This window comes from Cupriavidus ulmosensis (genome assembly GCF_977008105.1).
The window spans coordinates 2,642,273-2,660,364 of record NZ_CDRMWP010000001.1 but is presented as its reverse complement, the minus strand read 5'-3'; the positions used below and the strand labels follow the sequence as shown (position 1 = coordinate 2,660,364).

Genomic DNA, 18,092 nt, shown 5'->3' with positions numbered 1-18,092 from the left:
CGCGCGGCGCCCGGCCGTCGGACCCACATCACTCCGGAGTTCCTGGGGGGCGGCATCTGCCGGCCCCCATTTCCGTTTATTGCATGAAACCAGTTATCGCTCTGGTCGGCCGTCCCAATGTGGGCAAGTCGACGCTATTCAACCGCATGACCCGCTCGCGCGACGCCCTCGTCGCCGACCTGCCGGGGCTCACACGCGACCGCCACTACGGCGAGGGCCGCATCGGCGAGCGCCCGTTCATCGCCATCGACACCGGCGGCTTCGAGCCGGTGGCCAAGGACGGCATCGTCGCCGAGATGGCCAAGCAGACCCGCCAGGCGGTGGTCGAGGCCGACGTGGTGATCTTCCTCGTCGACGGCCGCCTCGGGCTGGCGCCGCAGGACCGCGTGATCGCGGACTACCTGCGCAAGACCGGGCGCCGCGTCATGCTGGCCGTGAACAAGGCCGAGGGCATGAAGTACACCACCGTGGCGGCGGAGTTCTACGAGCTCGGCATGGGCGACCCCTATGCCATCTCCTCCACGCACGGCGACGGCGTGCGCGAGCTGGTCGACGAGGCGCTGGAGCTGGCGGTCAAGGAGCGCCCGGAGCTGGCCGAGGAAGACGAGCACGCGCAGCGCGGCGTCAAGATCGCCATCGTGGGCCGCCCCAACGTGGGCAAGTCCACGCTGGTCAACACGCTGATCGGCGAGGAGCGCGTGATCGCGTTCGACATGCCCGGCACCACGCGCGACGCCATCTACGTGGAGTTCGAGCGCGGCGGCAAGCCCTACACGCTGATCGACACCGCCGGCCTGCGCAAGCGCGGCAAGGTGTTCGAGGCGATCGAGAAATTCTCGGTGGTCAAGACGCTGCAGTCCATCGCCGACGCCAACGTGGTGGTGCTGCTGCTCGACGCCCAGCAGGACGTTTCCGAGCAGGACGCGCACATCGCCGGCTTCATCGTGGAGTCGGGCCGCGCGCTGGTGGTCGGCGTGAACAAGTGGGACGGCCTCGACGGCCATGCGCGCGACCGCATCAAGCATGACCTCGAGCGCAAGCTGCAGTTCCTCGACTTCGCCAACTTCCACTTCGTGTCGGCGCGCGAGCGCACCGGCATCGGCGCGCTGCTGCGCTCGGTGGACGAAGCCTACGCCGCGGCGATGGTCAAGCTGCCGACGCCGCAGCTCACGCGGATCCTGCAGGAAGCGGTGGAGTTCCAGCAGCCGCGCCGCGTCGGCGCGACCCGCCCCAAGCTGCGCTACGCGCACCAGGGTGGCTCCAATCCGCCGATCATCGTGGTGCACGGCAATTCATTGTCGGGCATCGCGGACAGCTACCGGCGCTATCTCGAAAATCGCTTCCGCACGGCCTTCAAGCTCAAGGGCACGCCGCTGCGCATCGAATTTCGCACGAACAAAAACCCGTATGCGGACTCGAAGGATTGAGTCGGGCAGCGGGGCAGCCTGGCGGGCAAGTTTCGTTTGCGTTCGTTTGGAACTGAGGCTAAATTCTCGGTAGCGGGGGGTTCCCCGCGAGACGATGCTGGCTTGGTACCGTTTTTGATCTTTTTTTGGCGCGGTTTGCGCCGCTCGACTTGAATCGGGGATGAACGTCCCCATCATCCATCACTAAATCTATAATTTTGGAGTGTGCCATGAGCAACAAAGGGCAATTGCTACAAGACCCGTTCCTGAACGCGCTGCGCAAAGAGCACGTGCCGGTTTCAATCTACCTCGTCAATGGCATCAAGCTGCAAGGCAATATCGAGTCGTTCGACCAGTACGTCGTCCTGTTGCGCAACACCGTGACGCAGATGGTTTACAAGCATGCGATTTCCACCGTCGTGCCCGCGCGCGCCGTGAATTTCCGCGTGGACGATACGGCCGAGGGCTGATCCTTTACCGTTATTCCCATGTTCACGGCTGGCCCGCCGCCATTGCGGCAAGGCCACCGCGAACCGGTGCCGCGCCGGGGCCTGAAATCCCGGCGCGACGCCAGCAACGACACCGGCCATCCGGTCGCACCGCGGACATGCATATGGTTATGCCGCGGACGATGCCTTACCCTGGTGCATGCCGCCGCGGACCATCTCCGCCGCCGCGCGCCAACCGGGACAGGGCCCTTGCCTTGCGGCACCCGCCACGCCCCCGGCCGGTTTCCATCGTTTTCCTTTTCGCGTTTCGCGATCCTCCCGTTTGCAATCTAGAGCTACCTCCAATTCCGAGTCCTCCCGCGCCATCCTCGTCGGCGTCGATTTCGGCAAGCACGACTTCCAGGAAAGCCTGAGCGAGCTGGCGCTGCTGACGTCCACCGCCGGCTCGACGCCGGTGCACATGCTGACCGGCCGGCGCTCGCGCCCGGACCCGGCGCTGTTCATCGGCTCGGGCAAGGCGGAGGAACTCAAGGAGGCCGCCGACGCGCTCGACGCGGACGTGGTGGTGTTCAACCACACGCTGAGCCCGGCCCAGCAGCGCAACCTCGAGCGTTTCCTCAAGCGCCACGTGATCGACCGCACCGGCCTGATCCTGGACATCTTCGGCCAGCGCGCGCAGAGCCACGTCGGCAAGGTGCAGGTCGAGCTGGCCCAGGTCCAGTACCAGGCCTCGCGGCTGGTCCGCGCATGGAGCCACCTGGAGCGGCAGAAGGGCGGGATCGGCATGCGCGGCGGCCCGGGCGAGCGTCAGCTCGAGCTCGACCGCCGCCTGCTGGACGAGCGCGCCAAGCGCCTGAAGTCGGACCTGTCGCGGCTGCAGCGCCAGCACAGCACCCAGCGCCGCGCGCGGGCGCGCAACGACACGCTGAGCATCTCGCTGGTCGGCTATACCAACGCCGGCAAGTCGACGCTGTTCAACGCGCTGACCAAGGCGCGCGCGTACGCCGCCGACCAGCTGTTCGCCACGCTCGACACCACCTCGCGCCGGCTCTACCTGGAAGGCCTGGGCAACGTGGTGCTGTCCGACACGGTCGGCTTCATCCGCGACCTGCCCACGCAACTGGTGGCCGCGTTCCGCGCCACGCTGGAGGAAACCGTGCACGCCGATTTGCTGCTGCACGTGGTGGACGCCTCCAGCCCGGTGCGCCACGAGCAGGTCGAGCAGGTCAACCGCGTGCTGGCCGAAATCAATGCCGACGACATCCCGCAGATCGTCGTGATGAACAAGATCGACGCCGCGCCGGAGCTGCTGGAACAGGGCCCGCGCGTGGAGCGCAACGAAGAAGGCGTGCCGGTGCGCGTGTTCGTCAGCGCGCGCGACGGCATCGGCCTGGACGCGCTGCGCGAGGCGGTGGTGGAAGCGGCGCGCTGGCTGGCCGAGCGGCCGCCAGGGCCGGCGCCGCTCGACCCGCGCTTCGCCGACGGGCACGGTCGCGTGGACGATGCCCACGACGACGCCACGGACGATGAACGGGGTGTCGGCGGGGACGATGGCCAGGATGGCGGCCAGGATGGCGGCGATGACGCCGCTCCGGAAGAGCCCGACACGCTGTAAGCCGGTTCGGCGGAAATCGGTGCCAGATTGCCCCAAATAGGCAAATGTGGCGTCGATGACTGTTAGAATCCCTCTGTTCCAACTATCCCGGACCCGTGCACTTCATGCCCCAGTTTCCCCGGAATCCTGAATCGAGTCATGCCTTCGGCGGCGCCCCGTCGCGGTCGGCGTGGCAGCGTTTGCGCGCGATCCTGTCGTTGAACGATCCACGTTGGGGTCGGGGCGATGATGAAGACAAGGATAAGGACAAGGACAACAACCGCCAGCAGCAGCAGCGGCCGCCCCAGGACGGCCCGCCCGACCTGGACGAGCTGTGGCGCGACTTCAACCGCCGCCTGAACGGCCTGCTCGGCCGCAAGGACAACGGTGGCGGCGGCAACCAGGGTTTTGGCGGCGGCGCGCGCACGCCGGGCAAGGGCTCGGGCGTGGGCGCCGGCGTGGTGGTGATCGCCGCCATCGGCATCTGGCTGGCCAGCGGCTTCTTCATGGTGCAGGAAGGCCAGACCGCGGTGATCCTGCAGTTCGGCAAGTTCAAGTACACCACCGGCCCCGGCATCAACTGGCGCCTGCCGTACCCGATCCAGTCGGCCGAGATCGTCAACCTGTCGAGCGTGCGCTCGGTGGAAGTGGGCCGCTCGACCTCGATCAAGGACAGCAACCTGAAGGACGCGTCGATGCTGACGCAGGACGAGAACATCATCGACGTCCGCTTCACGGTGCAGTACGACATCCAGGACGCCCAGGAATTCCTGTTCTACAACAAGACCGACCGCGGCGGCGACGAAGAGCTGGTGACGCAGGCCGCCGAGACTTCGGTGCGCGAGATCGTCGGCCGCAACAAGATGGATGCAGTGCTGTACGAGAACCGCGAGCAGATCGCGCAGAACCTCGCCAAGTCGATCCAGTCCATCCTCTCGGCCTACAAGACCGGCATCCGCGTGATCTCGGTCAACGTGCAGAGCGTGCAGCCGCCCGAACAGGTGCAGGCCGCCTTCGACGACGTCAACAAGGCCAGCCAGGACCGCGAGCGCGCCATCAGCGAAGGCCAGGCCTACGCCAACGACGTGATCCCGCGCGCCAAGGGCACCGCCGCGCGCCTGAACGAGGAGGCGCTGGCCTACAAGTCGCGCGTGGTCAACCAGGCCGAGGGCGACGCCGCGCGCTTCCAGCAGGTCCAGGCGCAATATGCCAAGGCGCCGCAGGTCACGCGCGACCGCCTCTACATTGAAACCATGCAGCAGATCTATACGAATTCGACCAAGGTGCTGGTGGACTCGCGCCAGGGCAACAATCTCCTCTACCTGCCGCTGGATAAGCTGATGTCGCAGGCGCAGTCCGGCACGCCGGCCGCCGGCGCCGCGCAGGCGCCCGCCGCCGGCAGCGCTCCCGCGCCGGCGCCCGACGCCAGCGGCGACAACCGGTCGCGCGAGCTGCTGCGCAACCGTGACCGCGATTCGCGCTGAGGAGCCCTGACATGAACCGACTGATTTCGATTGTCATCGGCCTCTTCATCGTGCTGGCGATTGGCTCCTCGATGGTGTACGTGGTGGACCAGCGCCAGTACGCGGTGGTGTTCGCCTTCGGCGAGATCAAGCAGGTGGTGCGCGAGCCCGGCCTGCACTTCAAGCTGCCGCCGCCGCTGCAGAACGTGGTCTTCATGGACCGCCGCCTGCTGACCATCGACGTGGCCGCGTCCGAGCGCTTCCTGACCGCCGAGAAGAAGAGCATGGTGGTGGACTGGTTCGTCAAGTGGCGCATCACCGATCCGCGCAAGTTCTTCGTCGCCTTCAACGGCAACATCCGCAGCGCGCAGGACCGCATGACCCAGCGCATCGATTCCGTCGCCCGCGAGGAATTCGGCAAGCGCACGGTGGCCGACGTGGTCGCCGGCGAGCGCGACAAGGTCATGCAGAACATCCGCTCGGCGATGGCCGACTACGCGCAGTCGGTCGGCGTGGAGATCATCGACGTGCGCCTCAAGCGCGTGGACCTGCTGCCCGCGATCAGCGAATCGGTGTACCGCCGCATGGAGGCCGAGCGCAAGCGCGTGGCCAACGAGCTGCGCTCCACCGGCGCGGCCGAGGGCGAGAAGATCCGCGCCGACGCCGACCGCCAGCGCGAGGTGGTGCTGGCCGAGGCCTACCGCGACGCGCAGAAGATCAAGGGCGACGGCGATGCCCAGGCTTCGCAGATCTACGCCGACGCGTTCGGCCGCGATCCGCAGTTCGCGCAGTTCTGGCGCAGCATGGAGGCCTACCGCAATACCTTCCGCGACAAGCGCGACGTGCTGGTGCTGGAGCCCAACTCGGACTTCTTCCGCTACATGCGCTCGCCGAACGGCGCGCCGGCCCCGGCGCCGGCGGCCGCGGCGGGACGCCGCTGAGCGCCACCAAGCGCCACGCCCGGCGGCCACGGCCGCCGGGCGCCAGGACAAAACCCCGGCTTGCCGGGGTTTTGTCCGGCTGGGGCGGCGCGATGCGCGCGCCGGCCGGGCGCCTCGGCCGCCGCACGGCGGGCGCGCCGGGTGACGGCGGCGCGGTGCTGCCGGTCCGCCCGCCGCCGGCGCGAACCCAATTCAACGGGCATCCCGCGGATGCCCGGCAACCGACGTGAAGAGATTTACCATGTCCAACCACTGGCTTCTGCCTGAAAACATCGCCGACGTGCTGCCGTCGGAGGCCCGCAAGATCGAAGAACTGCGCCGCCGCATGCTGGACCTGTTCCGCACCTACGGCTACGAGCTCGTCATGCCGCCGATGCTGGAATACCTCGAGTCCCTGCTGACCGGCACCGGCCACGACCTCGACCTGCGCACGCTCAAGCTGGTCGACCAGCTCTCCGGCCGCACGCTGGGCCTGCGCGCCGACATCACGCCCCAGGTCGCCCGCATCGACGCGCACCTGCTCAACCGCTCCGGCGTGACCCGCCTGTGCTACGCCGGCAACGTGCTGCACGCGCGCCCGGCGGGATTTCGCGCCACGCGCGAGCCGATCCAGGTCGGCGCCGAGATCTACGGCCATGCCGGCCTCGAGGCCGACGTCGAGATCCAGTCGCTGATGCTGGCCGCGCTGCAGGTCGCGGGGCTGACCGACGTGCGCCTGGACCTGTGCCACGCGGGCATCCTGGAGGCGCTGCTCGACGGCCTGCCGTCGAGCCGCAAGATCGAGGACGCGCTGTTCGCCGCGCTCGAGACCAAGGACGTGCCGGCGCTGCGCGAGCTGACCGAAGGCATGCCGCAGGCCGAGCGCGAGGCGCTGCTGGCGCTGCCCACGCTGTACGGCGGGGTGGACGTGCTGGAGCGCGCCCGCGCCACGCTGCCGGCCAGCCCGGCCATCGCGCGCGCGCTCGACGAGCTGGCCGCGCTGGCGGCCGCGGTGAGCGGGGCGAGCGTCAACATCGACCTGTCCGACCTGCGCGGCTACCACTACCACAGCGGCGTGATGTTTACCGCCTACGTCGCCGGCCTGCCCAACTACGTGGCCCGCGGCGGGCGCTACGACAAGGTCGGCGAAGCCTTCGGCCGCGCGCGGCCGGCCACCGGCTTCTCGCTCGATCTGCGCGAGGTTGCCGCGCTGTCGCCGCTGGAAGTGCGGGCTTTCGCCATCTTCGCGCCGTGGGATGCGGATCCCGAGCTGCGCGCCGCGATCGCCGCGCTGCGCGCCGACGGCGAGATCGTGATCCAGTCGCTGCCGGGCCACACGCACCAGCTCGACGAATTCAACTGCGACCGCCAACTGGTGCGCCAGGAGGGCGGCTGGGTGGTGGTGCCGCGCGGCGCCGGGGCGTAGGCGCCCTTTTTTCGCGCGGCTCGCGCGCATGGGCCGGCAGTGCCGCGGCGCCTGCCGCGCCCGCTTTCGGCCCGCTTTCGTCCCGTTGCCGGCCGGCGCCCCAAAAACGGGGTGTTGTCCGGCAACGAGAGTAAAATACGTTTTTAACCTTCTGACCAAATCAACATGTCCGCTTCTGCAGTAAGCCAGGGACGCAATGTCGTCGTGATCGGCACCCAGTGGGGTGACGAAGGCAAAGGGAAAATCGTCGATTGGCTTACCGATCATGCAAAGGGCGTGGTGCGGTTCCAGGGTGGCCACAATGCGGGCCACACCCTCATCATCGGCGGCAAGAAGACCATCCTGCGGCTGATTCCCTCGGGCATCATGCGCGCCGGCACGGTCTGCTACATCGGCAACGGCGTGGTGCTGTCGCCCGAGGCGCTGTTCCGCGAGATCGAGGAACTGGAAGGCGCCGGCCTGCAGGTGCAGAACCGCCTGCGCATCTCCGAAGCGACCACGCTGATCCTGCCGTACCACATCGCCATCGACAAGGCGCGCGAAGCGCGCCGCGGCGCCGGCAAGATCGGCACCACCGGCCGCGGCATCGGCCCGGCCTACGAAGACAAGGTGGCCCGCCGCGCGCTGCGCGTGCAGGACCTGTTCGATCCCAAGACCTTCGCCGAGCGCCTGCGCGAGAACCTGGACCTGCACAACTTCATGTTGACCCAGTACCTGGGCGCCGAAGCGGTGGACTTCCAGCAGACCCTGGACGAAATGCTGGCCTACGCGCCGCGCCTGGCGCCGATGGTGGCCGACGTGTCCGCCGAGCTGTACGCGGTCAACGCCGCCGGAGACAACCTGATGTTCGAAGGCGCGCAGGGCACGCTGCTCGACGTCGACCACGGCACCTATCCGTTCGTCACCTCGAGCAACTGCGTGGCCGGCGCGGCCGCCGCCGGCGCCGGCGTCGGCCCGGGCCGCCTGAACTACATCCTGGGCATCACCAAGGCCTACTGCACCCGCGTGGGTTCGGGCCCGTTCCCCAGCGAGCTGTACGACAACGACAACCCCGCCCGCCAGGACGCGGTCGGCGTGCGCCTGGCCAACGTCGGCAAGGAATTCGGCTCGGTCACGGGCCGTCCGCGCCGCACCGGCTGGCTCGACGCCGCCGCGCTCAAGCGCTCGGTGCAGATCAACGGCGTGTCGGGCCTGTGCATGACCAAGCTCGACGTGCTCGACGGCCTCGAGACCATCAAGCTGTGCGTGGGCTACCAGCTCGACGGCAAGACCGTCGACATCCTGCCGCGCGGCTCGGATGCGGTGGCGCGCTGCGTGCCGGTGTACGAGGAATTCCCGGGCTGGAACGAGTCCACCTTCGGCGTGAAGGCCTGGGACGCGCTGCCCGAGCAGGCGCGCATCTACCTCAAGCGCATCGAGGAAGTGGTCGGCATCCCGATCGACATGATCTCGACCGGCCCGGACCGCGACGAAACCATCCTGCTGCGCCACCCGTACGTGGCGTGACGCCGGGCGCCCGCGAGGGCGCGCACGGCATGGCGCCGGCAAGGCGTCCGCAGCACAATAGCAAATCGGCCCGCGCAAGCGGGCCGAAGCATTCCCGGTCGACAGACCACAAGCCGAAGCGCCGGAATAGGCGACAAGAACCATGAACCTGCCATCGAACGACGACGAGAACCTGTGGATTTCCTGGGATGACTACCACAGCCTGATCGCACGCCTGTCACTGAACGTCCACGAATCGGGCTGGCAGTTCGACAAGATCCTGTGCCTGGCGCGCGGCGGCCTGCGCGTGGGCGACCAGATGTCGCGCATCTTCGACGTGCCGCTGGCCATCCTCGCCACCAGCAGCTACCGCGAGGCGGCCGGCACGCAGCAGGGCGAACTCGACATCGCGCAGTACATCACCATGACCCGCGGCGAACTGTCGGGCAAGATCCTGCTGGTCGACGACCTGGTGGATTCCGGCGTCACGCTCGAGCGCGTGGGCCGCCACCTGAAGGAGCGCTATCCGGCGGTGACGGAAGTCCGCTCGGCGGTGCTCTGGTACAAAGCGTGCTCCAAGGTCAAGCCGGATTACCACGTGACCTTCCTGCCGACCAATCCCTGGATCCACCAGCCGTTCGAAGAGTACGACACGCTGCGCCCGCACAACCTCGCGGCCTGGCTCAAGCGCGGCAAGCGCGCGGCCGACGGCGGCCCGCAGGCCTGATCCGCGGGGCGCGCGCACATGAGCGGGCAGGGCGGCGTCGCCACGCGGGCCTCGCGCTCGCAGGCTGCCTATCACAGCCTGCGCGACGACATCTTCGCCTTCCGCCTGCTGCCCGGCGACCGCTTCACCGAGAACGACGTTGCCGAGCGGCTCGGCATCTCGCGCACGCCCGTGCGCGAGGCGCTGCAGCGTCTGCAGGGCGACGGCCTGGTGCGCGGCCACTACCGCAACGGCTGGGAAGTGGTGCCGCTCGACCTGGGCCGCTTCGAAGCGCTCTACGAACTGCGCACCGTGCTGGAAACCCACGCGGTGACGCGGCTGTGCCAGCAGCCCGCCGCGCGCCACGTCGACCTCGCCAGCCTGGCGCGGCAGGACGCCATCTGGCGCGTGCCGCGCGCGCAGCGCCTGGCCGACGGCAACGAGGTGGCGCGGCTCGACGAGGGTTTCCACCTCGCGCTGATGCACGCGGCCGGCAACCCGGAGGCCGCCGCGGTCCACCAGCAGGTGACCGACCGCATCCGCATCATCCGCCGGCTGGACTTCGCCTACGGCGACCGCGTCGAACTGACCTATGACGAGCACGCCGGCATTCTCGATGCCGTGGCCGCGCGCGACAGCGCGCGCGCCGTCGCGCTGCTGGCCTCGCATATCGAGGACGGTCGCGCCGAAGTGAGCCGCCTGACCACCGAGCGCCTCGAGCGGATCCGCACCAGCCTTGTGCTGCCGGTGCCGCCGGGCGCACCGCCGCGGCGCAGGCGCTTCGGCTGACGCCGGGCTTTCCTTGCCGGTCGCCGGACGGCGGCCACGCCCGGGCCCGCCGCCCGGCACCTTCCCCTGGACCTCTCCCAGCACGCCCGCCACGCGGTCTTGGCGCGCCCGCTGACGCTTTGCGGGCCGCGCCATTGCCGCGCTCGCGCCATGTTTGTGCATCCGGGCCTGCGTTCTGTCCGCCGTGGCACGCATGTTGCAACGTCTCCTGCGAATCCGTTTATGTATACATAAATTGCAGGACACGATGAGTTCTCACCTGAATCCGATCCGCGGCAGCCGCGGCATGGCCGTCGCGCCGCACGCGCTGGCCTCGCAGAGCGCGCTGGCGGTATTGCGCGAAGGCGGCAATGCCGTCGAGGCGATGATCGCCGCGGCGGCCACCATTGCGGTGGCCTATCCCCACATGAACAGCATCGGCGGCGACAGCTTCTGGCTGATCGCCCGGCCCGGCGAAGCGCCGCGCGGCCTGGAGGCCTGCGGCGCGGCGGCCGGCGCGGCCACCATCGAACGCTACCGCGAGGCCGGCCTGGCCACGATCCCGTTCCGCGGCGGCCTGGCGGCCAACACCGTGGCCGGCACCGTCTCCGGCTGGAACGCCGCGCGGGCGTGGTCGCAGGAAGCGCTGGGCGGGCGCCTGCCGCTGTCGCGCCTGCTGGCCGACGCCATCGCCTATGCGCGCGACGGCGTGCCCGTCACGCAAAGCCAGTCGGCCTGCGTGGCGGCCAAGCAGGCCGAACTGGCCGGCATCGCGGGTTTTGCCGAGACCTTCCTTGCCGAGGGCGTGCCGGCGACCGGCAGCCGCTTCCGCCAGCCGCGCCTGGCCGCGGCGCTGGAACAGCTCGCGCGCGTCGGGCTGGACGATTTCTACCAGGGCGACCTCGCGCACAGCATGGCGCGCGACCTCGCCGCCGTGGGCAGCCCGCTGACGCTCGACGACCTGCGCGCGCACCGCGCGGTGTGGAAGACCCCGCTGGCGCTGGCGCATTCGCGCGGCACCGTCTACAACATGCCGCCGCCCACGCAGGGCCTGGTCTCGCTGCTGATCCTGGGCCAGCTCGACCGCCTGCTGGACAGCGGCATGGACCCGCTCGGCGCGCCCTTCGTCCACGCCTGCGTGGAGGCGACCAAGCAGGCCTTCGGCGTGCGCGACCGCCACATCACCGATCCGCTCCACATGGACATCGATCCGCGCGACCTGCTGACGCCGGACTGGCTGGACACGGCCGCGGCGCGCATCCGCCCGGACGCCGCGCTGCCGTGGGGCAATGGCCTGGGGCCCGCCGACACCGTGTGGATGGGCGTGATCGACGGCGACGGCGTGGCGGTCAGCTTCATCCAGAGCATCTATCACGAGTTCGGCAGCGGCGTGGTGCTGCCGGCCTCGGGCGTCAACTGGCAGAACCGCGGCTGCAGCTTCTCGCTCGACCCCGCCGCGCGCAATCCGCTGGCGCCGGGACGCAAGCCGTTCCACACGCTCAACCCGGCGCTGGCGCGCCTGGCCGACGGCCGCACGCTGGTCTACGGCAACATGGGCGGCGACGGCCAGCCGCAGTCGCAGAGCGCGGTGTTCTCGCGCATCGCGCATTTCGGCATGAACCCGCAGGCCGCCATCGACGCACCGCGCTGGCTGCTGGGCCGGACCTGGGGCCAGACCAGCGACACCCTGAAGCTCGAGGCGCGCTTTCCCGCCGCCACCAGCGACGCGCTGCGCCAGCTCGGCCACGACGTGGAAATCCTCAGGCCTTACGACGAGACGATGGGACACGCGGGCGCCATCCTGCTGCACCCGAACGGCCTCTACGAAGGCGGCTCCGATCCGCGCAGCGACGGCAACGTGGCCGGCTGGTAGGCACGGCGCAAGGCATGGGGCGCGCGCCGCGGCGCCGCCCGTTTTTTTCGCGGCTCCCGGCCGCACGGCGCGCCGGCCGCGCCGGCCGTCCCGGGGCCTGCGCACCGGCGGCGCGCCTTGCGCGCGCGCCGGTTTTCCCCGAAGTCCGTTCAAGGAGTGGTTCGATGCGTTCCGTTGCAGATGACGCAGTACTCGGCTTGGCGCCCGCCTTGCCACTGGCGCGCACGCGCTGGATCCAGCTCGCGCTGGGCGTGGCGTGCATGATGGCGATCTCCAGCCCGCAATACGTCTGGACCCTGTTTACCAAGCCGCTCGCCACCAAGCTCGGCGTGCCGCTGTCCGAGCTGCAGGTCACTTTCTCGCTGCTGATCGTGCTGCAGACCTTTTTCTCGCCGTTCCAGGGCGCGCTGATCGAGCGCTTCGGGCCGCGCCGGCTGATCGCGCTCGGCACGGTGCTGTCGGGGCTGAGCTGGGTGCTGGCGTCGCAGGTGCAGAGCCTGGGCATGCTCTACCTGTGCTACGGCGTGGTGGGCGGCCTGGGCACCGGCATCGTCTACGTCGGCGTGGTGGGCCAGATGGTGCGCTGGTTCCCGGACCGCCGCGGCTTCGCCGTGGGCATGGTCGCGGCCGGCTACGGCATGGGCGCGATCGTCACCACCTTCCCGATCGCTTCGGCGCTGGCCGGCAAGGGGCTGGAAACCACGCTGTGGCAGTTCGGCCTGCTGTTCGCGGTGATCGGCTTCATTGCCTCGCAGGGGCTGCGCGCGCCCGCGGCGCCCGCGGCGGCGGCGCCGGCGCATGGCCGGGAAGGCAGCGCCGCGCGCGCCGTGGCCGACGTGCCGACGCGCCAGATGCTGCGCACGCCGCTGTTCTGGCTGCTGTTCGGCATGATGACCATGATGTCCACCTCGGGCCTGATGGTGACGTCGCAGATGGCGGCTTTCGCCAAGGATTTCGGCGTCACCGGCGCCACCGTGCTCGGCATGGCGGCGCTGCCGCTGGCGCTGACGCTCGACCGCTTCACCAACGGGCTCACGCGCCCGCTGTTCGGCTGGGTCTCCGACCGCTGGGGACGCGAGAACACCATGTGCCTGGCCTTCGCGCTGGAAGGCGTGGCGATGGCGCTGTGGCTGCTGACGCGCGAGAACGCGGTGCTGTTCGTGCTGCTGTCGGGCGTGGTGTTCCTGGGCTGGGGCGAGATCTTCTCGCTGTTTCCCTCCACGCTGACCGATACCTTCGGCACGCGCTTCGCCACCACCAACTACGGCTGGCTGTACATCTCGCAGGGCATCGGCTCGATCTTCGGCGGCCCGCTGGCCGCGCTGATGCACGAGCGGCTGGGCAGCTGGATGCCGGTCTTCGGCGTGGCGATCACGCTCGACATCGCGACCGCGCTGCTGGCCATCGCGGTGCTCAAGCCGGCGCGGCGCAGCTACCTCGCGCGGCCGGCCGGCTGAGAAGCGAGCGGGCGGGGCGGCAGCGCGCCGCCCCGAGGCATCGCTCAGTAAGCCACCGAATAGCGCTGGCGCGGGTGCGCCGGCTTTTCCACCTCGTCGAGCATGGCGATGGCGTAGTCCTCCATCGAGATCCAGCTCTTGCCCGCGGCGTCGGACAGCAGCGTGTCGCCGCCCGTGCGCCACGTGCCGGTGCGCGTGCCCGGCTCGAACAGCGCGGCCGGCGACAGGAAGGTCCAGTCGAGCGCGGTCTCGGCGCGCAGGGCATCGAGGAAATCGCGCCCGGCCAGCGCCTCCGGCTTGTAGGCGTCGGGGAATCCCGGCGTATCGACCAGTTGCACGCCGGGCGCCACGTAGAGGCTGCCGGCGCCGCCCACCACCAGCAGGCGCGGCACGCCCGCGGCCTTGACCGCGTCGACGATCTGCGCGGCCCTGGTGTGTTCGAAGCGCACCGTGCTGATGGCCACGTCGCTGCCGGCGATGGCGGCAGCGAGCGCCTTGGTATCCGCCGCGTCGGCGTCGCGCGTGGTCAAGTTCGGCTGCGCCGGCAGCTTGCCGGCCTGGCGCGCGACGGCGGTCACGGTGTGGCCGCGGCGCAGCGCTTCGTCGACGAGGCGGGTGCCGACGCGGCCGGTGGCGCCGATGATTGCGATCTTCATGTTCAACTCCTGGCTTGGTTGCCTGCTGTTTGTGGCTCGGGACTGCTGCACCGCTGTGTGTCTCACAGCATAGTCATGCCCGCGCAAGGCGCGGGCGCCAATCGCCGATATGAAACCAGTTCAGTTACATATCGGCGCAAAAAAAATCAGCGCTTGCGGCGCTCCCCGGCGGCGCGCTCTACGTCCGCCAGCATGCCGGCGATGGTGATCTCCGCCAGCGCGCCATCCATCGCCGCCTGCGCGCGGTCGGCGGCGTGCTTCAGCGCGCCGGTGATTTCCCGGCCCACCATGCACGCCGGGTTGGGCGCGCTGTGGTGCAGGGCGATCAGGGCGGTCGACTCCACCGCGCGGAACACGTCGAGCAGCGTGATCGACGCCGCCGCGCGCGTCAGCGAGGCGCCGCCGGTGCTGCCCATCGCGGTGCTCACCAGCCCCGCTTCGGCCAGTTGCCCGACCAGCCGCCGGATCAGCGCCGGGTTGGTGCCCACGCTGCCGGCGATCAGCGACGACGGCAGCGGCGCGTCGGCGCTGGCCAGCAAGGTGAGGATATGGACGGCGACGGCGAAGCGGCTGCTGGTGGTCATGGGGGAGCGCAATCCGAAGCGCGATGTGAAACCATCATAGTTACAGATGCGGGCGGCTGTCAAGCCGCGGGTCGCCGGCGCGCGGGTGGCGAGGCAGGCCGGCCGCGTGCCGCGACAGTGGCGTTCATATTGAAAAATCGCGGGAAACCTGCGCAAAACGCGACATTCTGGCCCGCAGGCAGCGGAAGAATGCCGGTATCGGCACTGAAACTGATACACTCACCCGCAGCGCAGCAGTCGGCGCCAGGCAGCGGGTGATCCGGGCCGCGCGCTGCCGTTCATGTGAACGGCAGTCCCCAGGAAGGGCCGCCCGAGGGCGGCGCAGCGCAGGCCGGAACCGCCGCCGTGCTTATCTTTTTATTCAGTCGCGCGGTCGCGAAGAAAATCGAAAAAATCGAATCGGGAGCAGCAAGTTGTCGGATCAGATGCCGGAGAACAGGACGGAAAACAAAAAACCCGCAAGGCTCGAAAGCGCTGCGGGTTTTCCGTTTGATCTGGTGCCCAGGAGAGGACTCGAACCTCCACAGTGTTGCCACCGCTAGGACCTGAACCTAGTGCGTCTACCAATTTCGCCACCTGGGCGGGCGTCGAAACAACCGAAGCGCTCATTATAGCGACCGCAATACGTTTGTCAAATACTATCCATAAAAATTGAATCAAAATAACTATCCGATCCCTAGCCGGGAAGAAATCCTCGGCGTCCTGAGGACGTCCGGGTCGCCCCTGTCGGCAGGCGACATCGCCAAGGCGCTGGCCGTCACGCGCAAGGAGCACGACGGATTCCAGAAACGCCTCGCCGCGATGGAGCGCGACGGCCAGATCGAACTCAACCGCAAGGGCCGCTACGAGCTGGCCCACCAGCCCAACTTCGTGACCGGGCGCGTGCAGGGCCACCGCGACGGCTTCGGCTTCCTGATCCGCGACGACGGCGACGACGACATCTTCCTGCCCGAGCGCGAGCTGCAGAAGGCGATGCACAACGACCGCGCCCAGGTGCGCGTGATCGGCTACGACCGGCGCGGCCGGCCCGAAGGCCAGATCGTCGAGATCATCGAGCGTGCCAACCGCTACGTGATCGGCCGCCTGCTCAGCGAAGGCGGCGTGCTGGTGGTGGCGCCGGAAGACAAGCGCATCAGCCAGGACATCCTGATCCCGCCCAAGTCGCAGGGCAAGGCGCGCGTGGGGCAGGTGGTCAGCGTCGAGATCATCGACTATCCCGACCGCTACGTGCAGCCGGTCGGCCGCGTGGTGGAAGTGCTGGGCGACATCGACGACCCCGGCATGGAGATCGAGATCGCGGTGCGCAAGTACGGCGTGCCGCACGAGTTCTCCGATGCCTGCGCCAAGGAAGCCGCCGCGCTGCCCGACGTGGTGCGCGAGTCCGACCTCGACCACCGCATCGACCTGCGCGACGTGCCGCTGGTCACCATCGACGGCGAGGACGCGCGCGACTTCGACGACGCGGTCTACTGCGAGCCGGTCAAGATCGGCCGCGCCAAGGGCTGGCGCCTGGTGGTGGCGATCGCCGACGTGTCGCACTACGTGCGTCCCGGCACGCCGCTCGACGCCGACGCGCTCGACCGCGCCACCTCGGTGTATTTCCCGCGCCGCGTGATCCCGATGCTGCCGGAGAAGCTCTCCAACGGCCTGTGCTCGCTCAACCCGCAGGTGGACCGCCTGTGCATGGTGTGCGACGCGGTCATCACCGCCAAGGGCGAGCTCAAGGCCTACCAGTTCTATCCGGCCGTGATGCATTCGGCCGCGCGCCTGACCTACAACGAGGTCTGGGCCGTGCTGTCGAACACCAAGGGTCCGGAGGCGCACAAGCGCGCCGACCTGGTGCCGCACCTGCAGAACCTGTACGAGCTGTTCCAGGTCCTGCTCAAGTCCCGCCGCGAGCGCGGCGCGATCGACTTCGACACCACCGAGACCTACATCGTCTGCAATGCGCAGGGCAAGATCGAGCAGATCCTGCCGCGCACCCGCAACGACGCGCACCGCCTGATCGAGGAATGCATGCTGGCCGCCAACGTGTGCGCGGCCGACTTCCTCGAGCGTTTCAAGCATCCCACGCTGTACCGCATCCACGCCGGCCCGAGCGAGGAAAAGCTCAAGAACCTGCGCGAGTTCCTCAAGACCGTGGGACTGTCGCTGGCCGGCGGCGACAAGCCGCAGGCGGCCGACTACGCCGACGTGATGGACAAGATCAAGAGCCGTCCCGACGCGCCCATGCTGCAGACCATGCTGCTGCGCTCGATGCAGCAGGCGGTCTACAGCCCGGACAACATCGGCCACTTCGGCTTGTCGTACGAGGCCTATGCCCACTTCACCAGCCCGATCCGCCGCTACCCCGACCTGCTGGTCCACCGCGCGATCAAGGCCGTGCTGGCGCACACCAAGTACCAGCCGGCGTTCGCCCCCGGCACGACGCTGAACACCGCCATCGCGCCCAAGGCGCGCCGCCTGCAGGCCAAGGACGCCGCCGCCAAGGCCGAGCTGAGCGCCGCGCGCGCCAAGCGCAACGAAGCCATCTGGGACGAGCTCGGCCTGCACTGCTCGGCCAACGAGCGCCGCGCCGACGAAGCCTCGCGCGACGTCGAAGCCTGGCTCAAGTGCTACTTCATGCGCGACAAGCTCGGCAGCGAGTTCTCGGGCACGGTCAGCTCGGTCACGTCGTTCGGCATCTTCGTGCAGCTCGACGAGCTTTACGTCGAAGGCCTGGTGCACGTCACCGAACTGGGCAGCGACTACTTCCAGTACGACGAGGCGCGCAACGAACTGCGCGGCGAGCGCACCGGCATCCGCTACCGTCTCACCGACCGCGTGCGCGTGCAGGTCTCGCGCGTGGACCTGGACGCGCGCAAGATCGACTTTCGCCTGGTGCAGGAGCCGTCGGCCAAGAACCTGCGCGCCCGCGCGCCGGTCACCGAAGCCCAGCCGCGCGTGCCCGCCGCGCACGCCGTGCCGGCGCGCAAGAAGGGCCGCCAGCTGGCGGCGCTGCTCGGCGGCACCTCCAAGCCGGAAGAATCGTTCGACGAGACGCTCGACCGCGTGATCGAGGAGCAGCCGGTGTTCGAGGCCGTCATCACGCCGGTCAAGGCGCGCCCCGGACAGGGCGCCAAGCCCGCCGGCAAGCCGGCCAAGCGTGCCGCCAAGCCCAAGCCCGCGCATCTCGGCTCGGGTCCCAAGGGCGGCGGCAAGCCGGCCGGCAAGAGCAGCCGCGCGGCGCGCAAGCGCTGATGCACGGCGGGGGCGCCATCACCGGCGCCCCCGCCGCGAACGCCCGGCGGGTGCCGGCGGGTACA

Annotated in this window: 14 protein-coding genes and 1 tRNA gene; 12 read left to right on the top strand and 3 right to left on the bottom strand. The window is 69.2% G+C overall.

The annotated features are described in order from the left end of the window. The first annotated feature begins 83 nt into the window (after positions 1 to 83). From der to oxlT, 11 genes are all read left to right on the top strand, one after another. A complete protein-coding gene (gene der, locus ACWTPI_RS12125; RefSeq protein ID WP_029044100.1) occupies positions 84 to 1,427 on the top strand; it encodes a ribosome biogenesis GTPase Der in 1,344 nt (447 codons plus the stop codon). 209 nt (positions 1,428 to 1,636) lie between these two features. Then, a complete protein-coding gene (gene hfq, locus ACWTPI_RS12120; RefSeq protein ID WP_017229727.1) occupies positions 1,637 to 1,876 on the top strand; it encodes an RNA chaperone Hfq in 240 nt (79 codons plus the stop codon). A gap of 301 nt (positions 1,877 to 2,177) precedes the next feature. Next, positions 2,178 to 3,470, top strand: a complete 1,293-nt coding sequence (hflX, locus tag ACWTPI_RS12115; RefSeq protein ID WP_454731759.1) for a GTPase HflX — start codon at positions 2,178 to 2,180, stop codon at positions 3,468 to 3,470. A 104-nt stretch (positions 3,471 to 3,574) separates the two neighbouring features. Continuing rightward, positions 3,575 to 4,933 (top strand): FtsH protease activity modulator HflK, encoded by a 1,359-nt coding sequence (gene hflK, locus ACWTPI_RS12110; protein ID WP_059413421.1) that lies wholly within the window; start codon positions 3,575 to 3,577, stop codon positions 4,931 to 4,933. Between the two features lie 11 nt (positions 4,934 to 4,944). Next, a complete protein-coding gene (hflC, locus tag ACWTPI_RS12105; protein WP_454731758.1) occupies positions 4,945 to 5,853 on the top strand; it encodes a protease modulator HflC in 909 nt (302 codons plus the stop codon). A 241-nt stretch (positions 5,854 to 6,094) separates the two neighbouring features. Beyond that, positions 6,095 to 7,258 carry an ATP phosphoribosyltransferase regulatory subunit gene (locus ACWTPI_RS12100; RefSeq protein ID WP_454731757.1) on the top strand — a complete coding sequence of 388 codons (1,164 nt, stop codon included), beginning with the start codon at positions 6,095 to 6,097 and terminating at the stop codon, positions 7,256 to 7,258. 165 nt (positions 7,259 to 7,423) lie between these two features. After that, positions 7,424 to 8,764 carry an adenylosuccinate synthase gene (locus ACWTPI_RS12095; protein ID WP_454731756.1) on the top strand — a complete coding sequence of 447 codons (1,341 nt, stop codon included), beginning with the start codon at positions 7,424 to 7,426 and terminating at the stop codon, positions 8,762 to 8,764. Between the two features lie 142 nt (positions 8,765 to 8,906). Next, the gene (locus tag ACWTPI_RS12090; protein ID WP_059413359.1) at positions 8,907 to 9,470 is read left to right on the top strand and encodes a phosphoribosyltransferase; all 564 of its coding nucleotides are present in this window, start codon (positions 8,907 to 8,909) and stop codon (positions 9,468 to 9,470) included. A gap of 18 nt (positions 9,471 to 9,488) precedes the next feature. Next, positions 9,489 to 10,238, top strand: a complete 750-nt coding sequence (locus ACWTPI_RS12085) for a GntR family transcriptional regulator (RefSeq protein WP_059413360.1) — start codon at positions 9,489 to 9,491, stop codon at positions 10,236 to 10,238. A 286-nt stretch (positions 10,239 to 10,524) separates the two neighbouring features. After that, positions 10,525 to 12,090, top strand: a complete 1,566-nt coding sequence (locus tag ACWTPI_RS12080; RefSeq protein ID WP_454732473.1) for a gamma-glutamyltransferase family protein — start codon at positions 10,525 to 10,527, stop codon at positions 12,088 to 12,090. A 164-nt stretch (positions 12,091 to 12,254) separates the two neighbouring features. After that, entirely contained in the window at positions 12,255 to 13,547 is a 1,293-nt protein-coding gene (oxlT, locus tag ACWTPI_RS12075; protein ID WP_454731755.1) for an oxalate/formate MFS antiporter, read from the top strand. Between the two features lie 44 nt (positions 13,548 to 13,591). On the opposite strand, the gene ACWTPI_RS12070 is transcribed toward oxlT, so the two are convergent. The 3 genes from ACWTPI_RS12070 to ACWTPI_RS12060 all read right to left on the bottom strand — a co-directional run bounded on the left by ACWTPI_RS12070 (position 13,592) and on the right by ACWTPI_RS12060 (position 15,369). Then, positions 13,592 to 14,203 carry an NAD(P)-dependent oxidoreductase gene (locus ACWTPI_RS12070; RefSeq protein WP_454731754.1) on the bottom strand — a complete coding sequence of 204 codons (612 nt, stop codon included), beginning with the start codon at positions 14,201 to 14,203 and terminating at the stop codon, positions 13,592 to 13,594. Positions 14,204 to 14,349: 146 nt separating this feature from the next. Further along, entirely contained in the window at positions 14,350 to 14,787 is a 438-nt protein-coding gene (locus tag ACWTPI_RS12065) for an Rrf2 family transcriptional regulator (RefSeq protein WP_020205301.1), read from the bottom strand. 495 nt (positions 14,788 to 15,282) lie between these two features. Continuing rightward, positions 15,283 to 15,369: transfer RNA gene (locus ACWTPI_RS12060), tRNA-Leu, on the bottom strand. Between the two features lie 69 nt (positions 15,370 to 15,438). Between ACWTPI_RS12060 and rnr the strand changes: the two genes are divergently transcribed. After that, positions 15,439 to 18,027, top strand: coding sequence for a ribonuclease R (gene rnr, locus ACWTPI_RS12055; RefSeq protein ID WP_029044104.1), 2,589 nt, complete (start codon positions 15,439 to 15,441; stop codon positions 18,025 to 18,027). Positions 18,028 to 18,092 lie beyond the last annotated feature (65 nt).